This is a genomic window from Chryseobacterium edaphi (assembly GCF_025628985.1).
GTDB lineage: Bacteria > Bacteroidota > Bacteroidia > Flavobacteriales > Weeksellaceae > Chryseobacterium > Chryseobacterium edaphi.
The window spans coordinates 562,778-580,139 of record NZ_JAOTEM010000002.1 but is presented as its reverse complement, the minus strand read 5'-3'; the positions used below and the strand labels follow the sequence as shown (position 1 = coordinate 580,139).

Below are 17,362 nucleotides of genomic sequence, written 5' to 3'. Positions count from 1 at the left end.
AACATGTCCAATATAGGAAAAATCATAAGGGTAAATGCATTGCCTTCCGTAGGAGAAAGAGAAAACAATGTTATTTATCAAGTAGCTGCACCTGGTGCAGCTACTTACACAGACTATGCTATTGATGAGAATGGTGATATTAAAACTCATTCTGGAAATTTTAATCCACAGGATTTGGTTGACAGTGCTGTAAATATTTCAAATCAGGAATTATTAGATGAAGGAATTAGCACACAAAAAGATTTTAATGCAGCTACGAGAGAAAGGTTAATCCACAAATTAGACAAACCATATATGGATGGTAATCCTCTGGAATATCCGAAAGTTTTAGGTTTAGATAATAATGGAAATACAGCAACATTACCAGTAGGAGATTTAGGTAAAAATATTGCAAACTCTTCATTGACATCAGTTGCAGGGTCAGGATTAACTTTAGGATCTGACTGGGGCGTAGAAACTGCAGGACACCCATACTCAATTTCTGGATTAAGCGATGTCTCAACGAATCCCGCATTTCATACATTTTTGTCACAAGATGATTCCGGAAAGCTGGGAAGAACTAGTGGAGTTCAGCCATTCTTAAGTTTACCTTCCACACTTTCCGAATCAGAAAAAGCAGCCTGGAAAACTGCAATGAATGGAGGATGGACTACAAATACGATGAGTGTAGCAATGGTGAGTCCTTTAGTAATCGACAGAACAAGCAATATTAACACTTGGGTTTCTCTAAAAGGAGCTAACTTAAATTTAAATCCAGCTTCATTTTCAGTTGAAATTATGAACGAGGATGGAGATACTGCAGTAGATCAGATACTTTCTTCACAAGTTCAATTGTATCAAAATGGTATTGATTTAGTTTTTTATTACAATTTTTCAAATTTACCTGTAGGAAAATATAGAATAAGGGTATGGAATGGAGTAGCATATTATATTACAAATTCTAATTTGTCTATTAATTCTGTAAATTCTGTTTCAAATATTGATACTTCAACTTTGACTTGGGAAGTTAGATCCGTTCCTGAGAATAATAATACATATACTGTGGGAAATGGGAATATTGCAAAAATAATGGACGAAACATCTCAATCATCTGGCAGCAATTATCCAGTAGTAAGCATTAAATCTAGCCCATTTCATGATATTACAGATAATTTTTACATCGAAATGAATGTAAATTATACAATAGGAACGCTTGTAGGCAACACTTTATTTGAGCTATTACCCGCAAGAATTGGTTTAACATATTCGGATTTTAATATTAATTCCGATGTATTTAATACTGTTGCATACCTTGCATATAAACCATTCTCAGGTAGAGGAGAAGCAAATATAAATACAATTTCTCCTCCTTTTGTTGCTATAGCCTCATCTGATGGCGTCAGTTCATATTCACAAAAATTAACTTTCATTAAAAATGGAAATATCCTATACTTAATTTGGAGTTTTAATAATCAAATTTATCAGATTGATATAGACAACACTCGAGCATTATCTATTATTATGCAATTACCAAATTGGCAGTATGGTTTAAGTAATATGGCTGATTTAACGATCTCGAAAGCTTATAAATTTTAATATCATAAACAATATGGCAGAGCCTAAAAAACTCTGCCTTTTATTAATCTTAAAAAATATTGAAATGAATTTTAAAGAATATTTAAATGAAATTGATGATTTTGAAAAAATAAGCAGAGGAATTTGGGCAGAAATGAAAGGTGAAGAAATTATTTCTAATTCTATAGAGCCATTCTTCACAAATTTATGGGTTGATGAAGAGAAGCTTTTCAGATCATTAACATCATCTCAGGATTTCAACAATTACATTTTTGATGCACAAAAAAACTTTATCAATTCTTCACAGGAAAAGGAAGAGATAAATCTAAAAGAAATTCCTCCTCCAAAAATTGATAATGTTAGGGTAAAGAAAAAGATGATTGAAAAATTAATCATACAAGAGCCCGATTTAGAAGATCTAAAATTTCAAAATACGTTTTTCGACCGTCTTGATAAAAAAGTATGGGTAAATACAAGTATAGGTTACATTGATCCTCAAAAGTATACTCATAATACATACTTGGGAGTTAAGGAAAAGAAAATTGAATTAACAATCAATATTCCTTATCGTAATTACAACAGAGAACCAACTAAAACAATAATAAATGAGGTTGAAGCAACTATTAATTCTTCCAACATCGCTGATGCAATAAAAATAAAACTAAGTGATGCTGATGATTTTATTGAGGCTATTTCATATCTGTTTCCACATCATAAGGATATGGCACAACTAGCTCTGGTTTCTCATTTTGAAGATGCAGGAAAGGGACTAACCTCGATTGATGATTTAATGTTTTTTTATAACCAGCTCCCTAATTTTGCATTAACAGGTGTAGACTACAAAGGAAAAACAAAAAAACTTTCTGATGAATTATTATGGGATCATTTTATACAGTTTTTAAATTTCGATTCTCAATTACTTCGTGATGTAAATACAGTCGGTAAAATTGCTGCATTAGCTGTAGAACCATTCAGAGATAAGAGCAGATATGCTATTCGCATTCTTACAGCAATCTCAGGCGAATTTGTATATAATAAGGTTAAAAATGATCCCAAGTTAATCCTTCATATTTATCATTCTTTAGATAGCCAGAGTGTTTATATGGGGAAAGGTATTATTTCTGAAACCAATCAGGTAGGTCATGGGCAAATGATCGAAAACAGAGAACTTTTTGTGATATATGTGACTGCCTTTATGCAGACTCAACATGCAATGGATGACGCTCATCAACCAGAACAAAAAGGATGTCTTTTTGCTTTCGGAACCAGTAGAGATTCTGACACTATTGAAAGACATTGCGAACTCACAGGAGATTTTATGGATGGAAATCCTAGAAATATGGTTAAACTGATTAATAAAGTGAAAACCTGGAATTTAAAAACAAAAGAATTTGAACATGAAAGCGAAATAGAGAATGGAGAATTCAGACCTTTAGATATGCTCCATCTCAAAGTTTATGCAAGAGTAAAAAATAGAAATGAATTTGAGAATTTGGAAATTGACACTGAGGTTCCAGCTTTATTTTTATATCATATCGCACAACAAAAAGCAGCAGAAGATGCTTTGCGTATGTTGCGTATTACAGCAGATATAATTATAGTCCTTGCAAGTCTTTCTACAATAGTATCTGGAGTATCAGGACTACCTTTATACGCTGCTTTTGCTGACCTTACATTTGCGATTTCAGACGCTTATATAGAAAAGGGATTGAGAGACAAGTTAAAAATGACTTCGGAAGGCAGGGATATTCTTGATGCATGGGATAAAATCTATATTGTTCAAGGTGCAACAAGTTTTACAGCAACCGCAATGGCAGGCATGCTTCCCAAAGCACAAAGAGCGCTTGATGTAACTGTAGAAGTATTGTACAAATCCCGATTTCCATCTCAAGAGAAAAGTATTACGAAATTAATTGAAAATACATTATATTCGTTTCCTTTAAGGGATTATTCCAAAGTAGGCGTAAAAGTTCTTTTAAAAGAGGGTATCAAAAATGTTACAAAACATTCTTCTGATTTTGAGAAACTGAATGTCCTCTTTGTAGAGAATGCACAGAAAGAAATAGCTGTACTTTATAAAGGTAAAAAATTCTTTCATGCCAATTCTGCCGGAAGAACAGGTAAATTTTTAGATTATTTACATAGAAGAGCTGGAGGCAATACTACAAAGCTAGAAGAAGAGATGAGCCGTCTTGTTGGGATGGCGGAAAACATAATAGTTTCTGATCAGATTATATCAATAGAAAAATTTGAAGAAGGATTAATAGCTCTTCAAGAAACTAAAATTACTGCTGAAAATGCAATAGATTTTATTGATGACGCGCGAATTTATTTTAATCATAAAATAATGCTAAACGATCAGGGGAAAAAATATATTGTTAAAATTGCTGATCATAACTGTGTAGAGGTAGTGAAAGTTATAGATATATTTTTTAAAACAGGAAAAATTAACACTGCTGCTGTTTCAGAAGGTCAAGATATGTGGATAGGTCTTAGTTTATGGTTTCAAAACCAATATGGCATTTCAAGAGGTCTCGAATATTTAGCAAATGTTGGGCTTCTACATTCAAGAATGGCTGATAATGAAAAAGGCATTCTTGTATGTATAGCAAAAAAAGGTGGGGAAAACCACGTAATATATGTTATAAAAAGGCCAGGCAGCAAAACTGTAGATTTTATTGAAGGACAAACTATTAGTGGCTTTATAAACTTACGATTAGAGAATGGTCCCTATAAAGAATTTAAATATATGAAAACTAATTAAAATTAATTAAAATTATGCTAACAGAACAAGAAGTTATACAGATTGCAGAAAACTATGTTATAGAAAGAAGCCAGAAAAGCGGGTTAAATCTCATTATTTTAGAAGACAGATGTATTAAAAAACCCTATGGGATGATATTTCGCTATAATACAAAAAAGTATAATGAAACAAGAAATGATGATGATAATACATTATTAGGAAATGCTCCTTTTATAGTTGAAAATAGTAATGGTAAAATTATTTTATTTGGAACAGGAAGAGAAATTGAATATTATATCAAGGAATATGAAGCAGGAAGATGGCCAGATATGCCAAGACTTAGCGATTTTCAATAATTTATAACCACCTTCGGGTGGTTTATTGCTGTTAACGAAAGCTATTTTTTAAACTTTATATTTCCGCTGAGAATGCTTGAGATTATAAACATTTTGAATATCTAAAAGTAAAATAATATGTTAAATGATAATGAAATGCTAGAAATAGCTAATAAGTACATAAAGCAAATACAACAGAAAATAAATGTTGAACTTGAAATTCCTAATGAATTTATTAAGAAAAGCTATGGAAATATTTACGATTATATTGCGAAAGATTATAAACATCGATTAGCAGGAAACTGACCTTTTCTTGTTAGAAATGATACAGGTATTGTTATTCCATTTGGCACTGTTATGGATGTTGATTACTATATTGAAGGATATGAGGATGGCACTTGGAAACCTGCGTCATATGGTGTTTGGGATCCTAATTAATAGAACTCTTAATAGTTAACAGTAAACTTCAAAGCACAGATTTTCACTCCTTACCGAACATTCTTCGGATTTTGAGAAACTGAATGTGCTTTTTGTAGAGAATGTACAGAAAGAAATCGGTTTAATTTACAAAGGAAAAATGTTTTTTTCTGCGACTGAGGTAGCAACTCGAAATTTTATTAATCGTCTTTTCACAAAGGTGAAAAACGAAAAACAACTTGAAAGATATTTAGATGAAATTATTCGATTAGAAAAATTTGGGAAAAATCTGAATGCTATTTGACTAACTGAGTTAGAACTTCAAGAATGGATACAAGTTGTTCGTAGATTAGGTGCAGAAGTAAAATATTATACTGAAAGTAAAAAATGGTCCGGTATTTCAAGTCAAGACCCCATGCTGCCGCACGATTGTATCGTGTGGCTTTTTCTATTACAAGCTTTCTATTTTTTTCTATCTTTAATTAAAACATAAAGATGAGTAGAAATTACAAATTCCACAATCCCGAAGGATTATATTTCATAAGTTTTGCTGTAGTAGGATGGCTAGATGTATTTATCCGAAATGAATACAAAGAAATTCTTTTAGAAAGCTTGAGATTTTGCCAAAAGAATAATGGTATGGAAATTCACGCATAGTGTATCATGTCAAGCCATGTACATTTAGTTTTCAGAAGTATCGCTGAGCAGAAACCAGAACTTTTGATCGGTGATTTCAAAAGATTTACAAGCAAGGCAATTGTTCAGGCTATTAAAGAAAATCTTAGAGAAAGCAGAAAAGAGTTCTTGCTGAATTTCTTTCTTCAGGAAGGTTCAAAAACTTCCAATGTGAAACAATATCAATTTTGGAGACATGATAATAAACCTATTGAGTTATGGAGCAATCATGTAATCAATCAAAAAATTAATTATGTACATCAAAATCCAGTTGAGGCAGGTTTGGTTTTCCGTGCGGAAGATTATAGATACAGCAGCGCAGTAGATTATTCTGATGAGAAAGGTTTATTGGAAGACATTGTAGTTTTTAAAATGCTTGGTTTGTAAGAAGAACCACACGAAAGGATTCGTGCGGCAGCGGGTGGAACAGCTATGTTATGGAGAATTTTGTACATTTATCTGCAAATTTCAATGCTCCTTTAGCTGATGCATTAGATCATTATAATTTTGCTTATGCCAATATACCCCACTTTACCGATGAAAAAGAATTTAAAAATCCTCCTTACAAAAGAAAATACTGCACGCCTGTTTTGGCTGCTTATGATAAGTCTTAGTTTTTTACAGTCTTGTAATAAAAAAAAGTACAGATGGGAGCCAGGTATTTCGGCTCCCAAATATTATCCTGTTGGAGATATAAGAGTTAGTTTCGGTAATGCAGGAAATGGAAGTACTATCAACATTGATCCAGGTTGGGGGGAAACCTATGGAAGTGTGGTTGGGGAGAAATGGAAAAATGTTCCACGGGAAGTACTTATTCATTATGCTAGTTGTGCAGAGAATTATACTTATGAAGGAAAGGTCTTGCTTCCCCAAGAAAAGATTAGAGATTTGTTTAATGAATATAATCTGGATGACGAAGATAATTTGGGACATTTGGTGGTCGGTATGGCATCTGGAGGCTGGATACGGGTTTGGTTTCAAGCTTTAGATCAAAAAGCAAATGAATATGTAAATATAGAAGTAGTAAAGGCAAAGTTAAATGGAAGCTATGATAATACTGCTAATGAACGTTATAAAGTAAAGAATTTTGAGAATTGGGGTAAATATTACACCTACTGGCAAAACCATGGTATTCCTTACGAAGCATGGGCAAATAATGAAAAGGTGTATGATATGTATTTTGATTTTAATAAACCAAATAAAAGAGAAATAGAATTTAGTTATACTACACAAGACGGTACTTTTGAACAAGGAATAGGAATATGGAAAAAGTTTCATAAAAAATTGCCCGTAGAAATGGAACTGGGATGGCGGGGAAAATCTAAAGAAATATTTTATTGTTCTAAAGTTATCATCCCAAAAGGATTTAAAAACCTTGTGAAACAGAAATCTTTAGAAACAATTATTTTCAGATTAGAAATAGAAAATGATGATGTGCATGCTAATTTATACTTAGTATCCAAAGGTATAAAAGAAAAAATACTAAGATTTAGAAATGTACAACCAACAGAGAAAGAAAAAAAAGATAATGAATATGCTTATGCCACAGAAGTAGAGTACTTCATTCCTTAATTTTATAAACGGGCTGTTATTTTTAACAGCCCGTTTTATTCTAATTTGTCATTTATCTGCGAATTTAGAGTCATCTTTAGCAGAAATGCTGAGACATTATAACTTAGCTTATGCAAACGTGTCACATTTTACCGATGCAAAAGAATACACCCCCCCTATCAAAGAGAGACTAATGCCCTGAAGGTGGCTGCCTATGATGTTTCTTAGTTTGTTATTATCCTCCTGTCAAAAAAAACAAATATCAATGGCAACCCGGGTCTGCTCGCCTCGCTGCAGCATGATTACATCGTGTGGCTTTTTCGTTTTAAAACTTCATTCTCTCAGATTGTATAATTTTTTATCTTTATAAAACATATAATGATGGGTCGCATTACAAATCCAGCTACACAAAGATTCTAACAGGGGGTTAGGTAAGGGGGTATAACTCCTTCCAAAGTGGCTGGAGACCGTTAATGAAGATATACATCCTCTTAATGAAGTGGTTAAAGACACTTATTATAGTATTCGTAGACAGTTACGAAGTACCTTCAGACACTTACATAACCTATTAAAGACACTTCCATAAGTGGTTGCAGACAGTTATGATAATGATTAGAGGCACTTTGCAAAGCAATTTCATATACTTATACAACCTGATAAAGATATTTTTGCAAGTGACTACAGGTGGTTGGAGAATGGGTAGATGAATATAAACAAATTGATCGCTTAAGCTAAGATAGTTTTCACTACACTCTGCTACTAGAATTAACGGAGTTTTAAAAGTTTGTTTTTGGTAGTATGAATGTCTATTAATTTTAAAATATATTCCCAAAAACTTATCCACAAAAATAAAACACGACACCTTTTGTCGCATTAACCGTATATATTTGTAATACAAAATTCAAACATGAAAAAAGATTTTTACCTTACAAGATATGCCCTGATCATCAAAAAATTAGAAAGCGCTCCTGCTAACTATTCACAACTTGAAGAGTATCTGCTCAACTCTTTCGAATTTCAGGATGCAGGAATTAAGAGCTATTCGATCCGTACTTTGCAAAGGGATATCCGTGAGATTTCAAATCTTTTCAATCTTTCCATTCACAACAAAAAGAAAGGTGACAACCGATATTATATCGAAAGCCGACCAATGATGGAAGTCGATGAGTACAACCAAAAACTTCTCGAATCTTTTCAGGTAAGCAACGCATTAAATGTACATCCCGATTTTGCCGATTTCATCTTTTTTGAAAGCAGAAAACCAACCGGAGTTGAGCATTTTTATGATCTTTTCTTTGCGATTCGCAATAAGAGAGTCGTGACTTTTGAGCATTACAATTACAAAAACAAACTGATGACTTCCCGTAAAGTTCATCCTCTGGCTTTGAAAGAATCAAAAGACAGATGGTATCTGATTGCCATTGACACGAAAGATAAAGCCTTAAAGTCATTCGGTTTAGACAGAATTAATTATCTGGATGTCACAAAAAATAAATTCAGAGAAAAATATAAATTCAATTTCAGAGAACATTTCAAAAATGCTTTTGGCGTTATGAATCTTACGGAACAAAACCCTCAAAGAATTGTTTTGAAATGTAGCCGACATCAGGGAGAATACATCAGAAGTTTTGCATTGCACCAATCACAGAAAGAAACCAGAGAAACTCCGGAAGAAATCTATTTTGAGTTCTTCCTCCATCCTACTTACGACTTCATGCAGGAAATTCTCTCGTATGGAAAAGAGGTAACCGTTTTAGAACCTAAAACTTTAGTTGATGAAATTCGTACTCATTTACAAGCTTCTTTAGGCAACTATTCAGAAGAATTGTAAGTCTGTATATTCATTTTTTGACTACATTTACATAAATATACAGGTTTGAAATCACTGTTTCTTTATTTTTTCTTATTCATTTCAGCTTTTTGCTTTTCTCAGCAGACAGAAGAATTCAGGCAGGTAAAAAACTATTATAATCAGCACAGAAGTATGCTGAACACTGAGTTTAAGAAGAAATTTGACGCAGAACCAAACAACATTATCAAGGCTTCCATCAAACAGGATTTCTTATTCTTCATGAAAAAAATGGACAGTATTGAAAACACAGCACTTGTTGGAGCTTTGCTGAAAGTAAGAAATACTGAGGATTTATCTAATTTAAATTTAGAAAAAAAATTAAACTCTTCAACAGATCAAAGTGAAATTTTCCCTTTTACAGATAAAACTGCAGATTATCCCGGTGGAATCAATGCCTTGAGACAGGAAGTTGCCAATCTTTTTTATAGTGATGCCGTATTTTCCGAAACCAATCCTGTAAAAACCAATGTCGCTTTTGTTGTTGAAAAAAACGGCAAAATCAGCAATGTAAAAGCTGAAGGTGATAATTTTACGTTCAACCGACAGGCAGAGATCGCTTTATATTCTCTTTCAGGGAAATTTTCTCCGGCTGTCATTAATGGAGATCCTGTGAGATACCGCTTCAAACTTCCTTTAACATTAAATATTGAGTAGATTTCTAAAATTTCTTTGCTGTTTCGTTTAAATGAGTATTTTTGCCCAAAATACTTATATGAAACAATTTTTATTGGCAATCGCCCTGATTCTAGGAACATTAAGCATTCATGCACAGGAAACCGACAAACAAAGAAAAAACGATATTCTCGCAGATCCGATCTTACTGATCGCAGTTCCAATGGCCAATGTATCTTACGAAAGATTGATTAAAAAAGATATGGGTATCGGGATCAATGCCATGATTACTTTAAGCAGTGAAGTAGATGACTTTAAGCAATTCTCACCTTATTTCAGGTACTATATGGGAAAGAAATATGCTTCAGGTTTTTTCTTTGAAGGTTTTATTCCGGTAACATTTCAAAATGATGCTTATTACAGTTATCGGTACGATGATATCACAAATAGCTATTTCTATATCAATGATGCGAAGAAAAATTCTACAACTGTAGGAATTGGTTTTGGTGTCGGAGGAAAATGGGTAATCAAAAACCGACTGGTAATAGAAGCAAGTGGAGGTATTGCGAGAAGATTTGGTAATTTTGACAAATATGACATCGGAGAACTTACAGGAAAAGTTATGGGCGGTATAGGTTATCGATTCTAATTATTTAAAATATATTTTAATGAAAAGCTTAGTTTTGTACTAAGCTTTTATTTTTATGTTTACCGATGAATATTTTATGAAAATGGCTCTTAACGAGGCCGAAACCGCATTTGAAAAAGATGAGGTTCCAATTGGTTGCGTTATCGTTTCCAACAACCGGGTGATTGCAAGATCGCATAATCTTACAGAAACTTTAAACGACGTCACCGCTCATGCCGAAATGCAGGCCATTACTTCTGCCGCTAATTTTCTGGGTGGAAAATATCTGATCAACTGTACTTTATATGTGACTTTGGAACCTTGTGTAATGTGTTCCGGAGCGCTTTCGTGGTCGCAGATTTCAAAAGTAGTGATTGGTGCAAGAGACGAACAGCGTGGATTTATTAATAAAAATTTAACGCTTCATCCAAAAACAGAGATCGTCACCGGAGTTATGGAAAACGAGTGCTCTTCTATTGTGAAAGAGTTTTTTAAATCGAAAAGGTAGATTGAGGTTGAGGTTAGTTTAAGGCTAAGAATTAACCAGAATTTAAATCTGACCTTCTATATTTTTTTTTAGTTACTACTAGATTGAAGTGATAAATACGCAATTGCAAAGCTATAATACTGCTTTTTATAAATTTCAAATGTTAATTTTTAAAGTTTAATCATTTTGTGTTGAATTAATTTATATATTTGATTACAACAAAATATTTACAACTATGAGAAAATTAACAAGAAAAGAAACTGCAAAAATTAATGGAGGAATTCGTCCTGATCAATGTTTCTACATCGATCAAAACGGAGTAAGAAAAATAGGATGCAGAAATCTGCCTTTCCAGGATGAAAATGGAACATGGGTTTATCCGTTAGTAGAATGTGATGCTTGCGGTGGTCTTTAAAAACAAAAAACAGCCTTTCGAGGCTGTTTTCTTTTATATATCTTTCCCTAAGAAATAAAGTCCTTTTAAGGTATGCAGTCGGTCTGCAATATGTATTTTATCGGTCAATGGTTTGTACACATGAGAAACACCTCCTGTTGCGATGACAAAACAATCATCATTTACCTCATCGTTAATACGGTCGATGAAACCTTCTACCATTCCGAGGAAACCATAAACCATCCCACTCTGCATACAACTGATAGTATCTAAACCTAAAACAGATTTCGGTTTTACCAGTTCAATCTCAGGAAGCTGAGCGGTCTGACTGATCAGAGAATTTAAAGAAGTCACGATTCCCGGGGCAATAATCACCCCCAAAGTTTCACCGTTTTCAGCAACACAACTTGCGGTAAGTGCTGTACCAAAATCAAGCACGATTTTTTTTCTATCGGGATACAGATTATGTGCTGCAACAAGATTAGCATAAATATCTGTTCCCATCTGTTTAGATTTTGCGACCACTTCTGACGGCGTCGTACGATCTACCATAATGGGAACGATCCCGTGAATTTTTCTTATTGCCGAATTGATTTCCCTCGTCAGTTGCGGAACCACGGAACCAATGATTATTTTTTCAATCTTTTTAGGATCTATTTTATAGGTTTGATATAAAATCAACATCTGACCATGAAGTTCATCTGCAGTTCTGTACGGTTTCGTATTGATTACCCAAGAGATATCACAATTGTCATCATCAAAAAGACCAAATCTGATATTGCTGTTTCCAACATTGATTACGATAGAATTCATTGAATAGCTTTTCGATGGTAAATTTAACAATTTTAATAAAGAGAGCCTTTTATTATCTGTAAAAATGGTCTATCATTGTAAAAAGATTTTAATGAGTGCTTTAAAATCGTTCTCAAAACTTTTTTTAACCATTAAGAATTATAAGCATTTGAGAATTATTAAGGATCAATAATATTGATTTAAGCACTATGTTTAATCATTTACTTTAGTAAATCTTAAAAAATCTGATTGCTTTTAGCTTAAAAACTAAATACTCTTAATGATTTAAAAACTAAAATTTCAAACAAAGCTTTAAAAAATGAAAAAACTTTTCATTGTCATATTAATCAGTCAATTCACAATTCTATTCTCTCAGAAAAACGTAAAGATGTACAACGAGAGAAAAGGAGATTCTATTACATTCTACGTAGACAATCAGGAGATTTATCCTGTTTCGTTAGTCTTCAATAGCCAACCTGAAACAGAAAATTTAAAGAAACCTGAATTGTTTAAAACCACTCAGGTCATTCCTGCAAAAACGACAAAACAGAGAGTTACCTATTTTGTAGTCAATGATAAAAAGAAGGGATGGGCAATTAAAAAAATGCCGGGTTATATGATGTACATTGGAGATATAACGATTAAAAATTACGACAACACTTACCAATATGACCTGCCTTTTCGAAAAGGAAAAGCTTTTCTAATGTATCAAGGTTACAACGGAACATTTTCTCATCAGAACGAAAATTCTTTAGATTTCGTGATGCCTGAAGGAACAGAAATCTTGGCTGCGAGAGAAGGCTTGGTAATAGATGTTCTTCAAAGTAATAATAGAAGTTGCCCAACCAGAAGTTGCGCTCCTTTTGGAAATTATGTTTCGATTCTGCATTCTGATGGAACGATTGCGCAATACTTTCATATTCAACAGAACGGTGCAAAAGTCAATATCGGAGATAAAGTTACAAAAGGTCAACTTATCGCATTGAGCGGAAATACAGGCTGGAGCAACGGACCACATCTGCATTTTGTCACATTTCTTCCAAGTTCAACGGGTGACAAGAACAGAATTACAATTAAAACTCTTTTCAGAACCGGAGATGGAAAAAAAGCAGAGTTTTTGGAGGAGAAGAAATCGTATTCGAGGGCGTATTAGATTTAGATCAAATATTATGAAAAAACTTTTTGCTTTAATTTGTATTGTTATCTTTCAGATTGGGTATTCTTGTAGTTGCGAGAGTTCTACAAACATATTTAATGAATATTCCTCATCAGATTTGGTCGCAGATATCACCGTTACAAATGTGAGATTTAGTCCAGAAAAGGAATTACAACAAGCTTATTACGTAATTGATGTAAAGTACAACAAACTATACAAAGGAAAACAAATTGGCAGCTTTCACGTTTATGGCAAAACAATAATTAACGGAAAGCAAAATGGCATTGGTACAAGTTGTTCTTTAAGTCTTTCAAAAGGAGATCGTATGATTTTATTTTATAAAAATGATGAAATAAATAGCATCCACTTTTGTACTCCAAAAATTCGTGAAAAGATTACATCTCGTTTTACTGAATCTAAAAAGATTTTAGAAAAGATTTCAAAAACTTCAATTAAAACAAATTATAAAAACTTTATCATTGACACAAAATATGATTCTGAAACCGGCAAAAACACACTCAGCCACTTTGATGGCATAAATGCTAAAAATTCATTCGCATTGTTTGAAGTAACCATGAATACAAATGGCACGTTTAAAACTGTAGATTATTTGCAAAAATTTAATTCGCAATTTGACGAGGAAATTTTAGAATACTTGCAAAAATCTAATCTTTTGAAAGAGGAAAACTTTGAGATCTCCCAAGATGAAAAGTTTATCTTAGCAATGCATTATTACAAATCAGAGAAGAAGAATAAATCTTTTATATCATTTTATTTTTTATAGATTCTTGATCTTGCGAAATCCATATAATTTAAAACTCATGAAATACAAAAAAATTTTGATTGCATTGTTAGTTGTTATTGCATTCTACTATATTTTGAGTATCATCATTTTTCGTGGAAGTTTTATTACAAATCATTATTATTCTTACAATTCTTTATTGGAGTCCAAGATACAAGGAACTTTGGTTTCAGATAATCTGCACCTCAAAATTGAAGGAGATTCATTAAAAGGCATCAAAAATCTCAATGAAAAATTTTTCTCTACACGGTATACCTACCAAAAATTCTATGGTTTTTTGATTTCACTGCATAAAGAAGATGAAAACTACAGAAGAATTATTTGGGATGAACCCACTCCACTTTCTGCAGGACGAAATTGGATCATCACTGATGATGATAATCATTATTTAGGAGAAGCTTTCTCCGTCGGACATTTTGATGCAAAAGTTTCTGAAAACGTGGTCCTAAACGTTAAAAATCCCAAAACAGATTACAAGATTGGTACAATACAATTTCTGGTTGAATGAATTCGATCTCACGGATTAAAAATCCACAACATTTATAAAATTTTAATTTTCTTTAATTAAAAACAAAATCCCCAAAGAATAACTCTTCGGGGATTATTTATCTTATTTAATCTAATTATTTCACTTCAACAAAATTGTTCTCAGGATTTACATCCGCCATTCTCTGACTGAAATCTATTCCTAACAATGACAGTTGAGATTTTGTATAAGGAATCGTCAATGTATATTCTTTCTGCGTCCAAGGCCAATATTTTTCTGTTGTAAAGTCACCATAACCGTCTTTCTGTTTCCAAGTGTGTGTCATATTCATCGGGATTTGATAAGTAATAATTTTCTTATCGGTTGTCATTACACTGAAATCAATCGGCATCGGAACCTGACCGTTATTCAACAATGTGATTGTTGTCGATTTTTTATCATACTGCACATTTTTAATTCCGTAATCGATGGTTTTTGTCGTGTTGATCCAGTAATGATGAAACCATTTCAGATCCATCCCCGAAACTTTCTGTGCAATATGAAGGAAATCTCTGTCGGTAGGATGTTTCATGTTCCATTGGTTAAAATATTCAGTCATGATTTTTTCTAAATTCTGCTCGCCAACGATGTAACCTAACTGAACTAAATACAACTCTCCTTTCACATAACTTGCAAAACTGTACGCTGTTCCGTTGTCATGATGATCACCGAGCCAAACTGCAGGTTCTTCGATTCCTTTTTGTACAATTCCTCGATAAGCGTTTATTTTATCCACAAAAGGATTTGGTCTTTCATCAGTTGGCGGAAAAAGCTGATGCATGACAATGATTTCGGCATAACTTGTAAAGCCTTCGTCCATCCACGGTCTCAGAGGTTCGTTGGTTGCCAACATTTGCTGATACCAAGAGTGAGAGCCTTCATGAATCATCAGTCCCATTAAATCTTCAAGCTTTTTTGATTCACCCAAAATCATGGTACACATTCCGTATTCCATACCGCCGTCACCACCCTGAATGAAAGAGTAAGAAGGATAGGCATATTTCCCGAAACGGGAATTCATAATCTGGTAATATTTTGTCACATAAGGTTGTGCTTCACCCCAAAATTTAGTCTTATCGTTTTTCTGATAAACGAAAAACACTTTCGGACCTTGCGGAACATCAAAACTTTCTACCGAATAATCTCTGTCTGCAGCCCATGCAAAATCGAGCATATTTTTGGCAGTCCATCTCCATGTTGCTTTGTTTTTAGTTGCTTTAATAGTTGCAGCTGCATCATAACCTTTCACTTCTGTAGGATTCAAAAGCGTTCCTCCCGCACCTATTACATAATCTTTGTCGATTTTAATCGTTACATCAAAATCTGCAAAAGGTGCATGAAATTCTCTTCCCACATAATCGAAGGTTGCCCAACCATCATAATCGTATTCAGCGATTTTCGGATACCATTGTGTCATGGTCATATCGACTCCTTCACGGTTGTTTCTTCCGCTACGTCTGATCTGCTGAGGTATTACCGCGTCCCACTCCATGGTGAAAGTGGTTTTAGAATTGGGTTTGATTGATTCATTTAAATAAACCTTCATCACCGTTTCCTGAATTTCAAACTTCAGATTCTTTCCGTTCTGTTTGATCCAGTGAATATTTTGTGCGCCTTCTTGATCTTTCGGAATCAATGCCAATCTTGAAATTCCGTCTTTTTGTAATCTCGAATCCCCGTTTTTCCCTTGTCCGGCAACTCTTTGATCCATCATTGAATTGGGTTTAAAGGCATTCCAATACAAATGAAAGTATACGACATTCAGTTCGTCCGGCGAATTATTAGAATAATTTAGTGTCTGAGTTCCTTCATAGGTAAATTTTTCTGCATTGACGTCAATATCCATTTTGTATTGGGCAGCCTGCTGATAATAAGCGTTCTGCTGCGCCTGAAATTGTGAAAGGATCAAAGCAAAGAGTATTGCAAACGATTTTTTCATTGAAGATTTATTTTTTTTAAAGGTAAGTAATTTTTGAAAGAGGCTCAAATGGGAGTTAACCGCAAAAGTATCAAAAGAAATTAATTGAAAATAAAATTACAAAAGTCTACAAAAATATTTGCCCGCGGATTTCACGGATTTTCACAGATTATTGCGCGTAATAATGTTTCAAAGCAACAGCATATCTTATGAGTCTAATGAATCTTTTTTGCTCTGTGGTAAAAGTCGGAAAATTTCTTAAAATTCATCAAAATTACACCCTTTAGGGACGGGGACATTAATTTTGATGAATTTTTTGACTAAACTTTCAAACACAAATAATTAATGTTATTAGTAAAAACATTAGTGCTATTCATTTTTAGACAAAATCAATTTTTTAATCAAAGTAATCTGCCCTAGATGATAATAAGCATGTTCTATCATTCCATCAATATTCCTTAAATAAGTTCCGTATTTCTCATCGACAAAAACTTCATTCATTTTAGAATCAGGAAATTGTTCTAATAAAGTTGCAAACTTTTCAGAATCTTTCCAAAGTTTATTTAATAATTCTTCCCATTGTTCCTGAGATTCAATTGCAGGAAGGTCGAAACTGTATTTATCTTTAATTTCAAGTTCGCCACCTTCAAAAACATTGAGAATTCCTGCGATGTAATAATCAATATGAAAGGTGAGCATTGCGATGGTATTTAAATTTGCAATTTTCGTGTTTGCCTGTTCCCAAGTAACATCTTTCAACTGATCTTTAAAATTGGTATTGGCGATCCAAAGTCCGTCAAGCATTACCTCTCCGAATCTTTTTGCCAATTGTGAAACTGAACTCATTTGTTTTAGTTTTAATTATTTTAAAGATAATAATTTTTGCTCTCGATTTTATTTAAACCCAAACAACACTAATG

The 17,362-nt window shown here is 33.3% G+C and carries 19 protein-coding genes; 16 read left to right on the top strand and 3 right to left on the bottom strand.

Translation table 11 applies throughout. The features are described 5' to 3' along the window. Positions 1-3 precede the first annotated feature (3 nt). From NZ698_RS10970 to NZ698_RS10915, 13 genes are all read left to right on the top strand, one after another. Complete coding sequence (locus NZ698_RS10970; protein ID WP_263003148.1) at positions 4-1,575, top strand: hypothetical protein; 1,572 nt, start codon at positions 4-6, stop codon at positions 1,573-1,575. 13 nt (positions 1,576-1,588) lie between these two features. Further along, the gene (locus tag NZ698_RS10965; RefSeq protein WP_263003147.1) at positions 1,589-4,318 is read left to right on the top strand and encodes a hypothetical protein; all 2,730 of its coding nucleotides are present in this window, start codon (positions 1,589-1,591) and stop codon (positions 4,316-4,318) included. 14 nt (positions 4,319-4,332) lie between these two features. Further along, positions 4,333-4,653 carry a hypothetical protein gene (locus tag NZ698_RS10960; RefSeq protein ID WP_263003146.1) on the top strand — a complete coding sequence of 107 codons (321 nt, stop codon included), beginning with the start codon at positions 4,333-4,335 and terminating at the stop codon, positions 4,651-4,653. Positions 4,654-4,788: 135 nt separating this feature from the next. After that, positions 4,789-4,938: a hypothetical protein gene (locus NZ698_RS10955; RefSeq protein WP_263003145.1), complete on the top strand. Its 150-nt coding sequence runs from the start codon at positions 4,789-4,791 to the stop codon at positions 4,936-4,938. 606 nt (positions 4,939-5,544) lie between these two features. Continuing rightward, a complete protein-coding gene (locus tag NZ698_RS19525) occupies positions 5,545-5,706 on the top strand; it encodes a hypothetical protein (protein ID WP_368407656.1) in 162 nt (53 codons plus the stop codon). Positions 5,707-5,712: 6 nt separating this feature from the next. Continuing rightward, complete coding sequence (locus NZ698_RS10950) at positions 5,713-6,111, top strand: transposase (protein WP_368407655.1); 399 nt, start codon at positions 5,713-5,715, stop codon at positions 6,109-6,111. 50 nt (positions 6,112-6,161) lie between these two features. Then, a complete protein-coding gene (locus NZ698_RS10945; protein WP_263003144.1) occupies positions 6,162-6,338 on the top strand; it encodes a hypothetical protein in 177 nt (58 codons plus the stop codon). Beyond that, the gene (locus NZ698_RS10940) at positions 6,262-7,296 is read left to right on the top strand and encodes a DUF2931 family protein (RefSeq protein WP_263003143.1); all 1,035 of its coding nucleotides are present in this window, start codon (positions 6,262-6,264) and stop codon (positions 7,294-7,296) included. The genes NZ698_RS10945 and NZ698_RS10940 overlap by 77 nt, the downstream gene beginning before the upstream one ends. Positions 7,297-8,182: 886 nt before the next feature. Further along, complete coding sequence (locus NZ698_RS10935; protein ID WP_263003142.1) at positions 8,183-9,106, top strand: helix-turn-helix transcriptional regulator; 924 nt, start codon at positions 8,183-8,185, stop codon at positions 9,104-9,106. 45 nt (positions 9,107-9,151) lie between these two features. Further along, a complete protein-coding gene (locus NZ698_RS10930; protein WP_263003141.1) occupies positions 9,152-9,781 on the top strand; it encodes an energy transducer TonB in 630 nt (209 codons plus the stop codon). A 58-nt stretch (positions 9,782-9,839) separates the two neighbouring features. After that, on the top strand, positions 9,840-10,388 hold the full coding sequence (locus tag NZ698_RS10925) for a DUF3575 domain-containing protein (RefSeq protein WP_263003140.1): 549 nt from the start codon (positions 9,840-9,842) through the stop codon (positions 10,386-10,388). 55 nt (positions 10,389-10,443) lie between these two features. After that, complete coding sequence (locus NZ698_RS10920; protein WP_263003139.1) at positions 10,444-10,875, top strand: nucleoside deaminase; 432 nt, start codon at positions 10,444-10,446, stop codon at positions 10,873-10,875. 214 nt (positions 10,876-11,089) lie between these two features. Beyond that, positions 11,090-11,269 (top strand): hypothetical protein, encoded by a 180-nt coding sequence (locus tag NZ698_RS10915; protein WP_263003138.1) that lies wholly within the window; start codon positions 11,090-11,092, stop codon positions 11,267-11,269. 33 nt (positions 11,270-11,302) lie between these two features. On the opposite strand, the gene NZ698_RS10910 is transcribed toward NZ698_RS10915, so the two are convergent. Then, on the bottom strand, positions 11,303-12,061 hold the full coding sequence (locus tag NZ698_RS10910) for a type III pantothenate kinase (protein WP_263003137.1): 759 nt from the start codon (positions 12,059-12,061) through the stop codon (positions 11,303-11,305). A gap of 298 nt (positions 12,062-12,359) precedes the next feature. Between NZ698_RS10910 and NZ698_RS19460 the strand changes: the two genes are divergently transcribed. Genes NZ698_RS19460 through NZ698_RS10895 form a run of 3 tightly spaced genes read left to right on the top strand, consistent with a single transcriptional unit; the run spans position 12,360 to position 14,506 of the window. After that, entirely contained in the window at positions 12,360-13,193 is an 834-nt protein-coding gene (locus NZ698_RS19460) for a M23 family metallopeptidase (RefSeq protein ID WP_303649242.1), read from the top strand. Between the two features lie 16 nt (positions 13,194-13,209). Further along, complete coding sequence (locus tag NZ698_RS10900) at positions 13,210-13,980, top strand: hypothetical protein (protein WP_263003136.1); 771 nt, start codon at positions 13,210-13,212, stop codon at positions 13,978-13,980. Positions 13,981-14,017: 37 nt separating this feature from the next. Further along, the gene (locus NZ698_RS10895; protein ID WP_263003135.1) at positions 14,018-14,506 is read left to right on the top strand and encodes a hypothetical protein; all 489 of its coding nucleotides are present in this window, start codon (positions 14,018-14,020) and stop codon (positions 14,504-14,506) included. Between the two features lie 115 nt (positions 14,507-14,621). Here NZ698_RS10895 and NZ698_RS10890 read toward each other — a convergent pair whose 3' ends face one another. Further along, positions 14,622-16,463, bottom strand: coding sequence for a M1 family metallopeptidase (locus tag NZ698_RS10890; RefSeq protein WP_263003134.1), 1,842 nt, complete (start codon positions 16,461-16,463; stop codon positions 14,622-14,624). 348 nt (positions 16,464-16,811) lie between these two features. Beyond that, complete coding sequence (locus tag NZ698_RS10885) at positions 16,812-17,288, bottom strand: DinB family protein (protein WP_263003133.1); 477 nt, start codon at positions 17,286-17,288, stop codon at positions 16,812-16,814. Between the last annotated feature and the right edge of the window lie 74 nt (positions 17,289-17,362).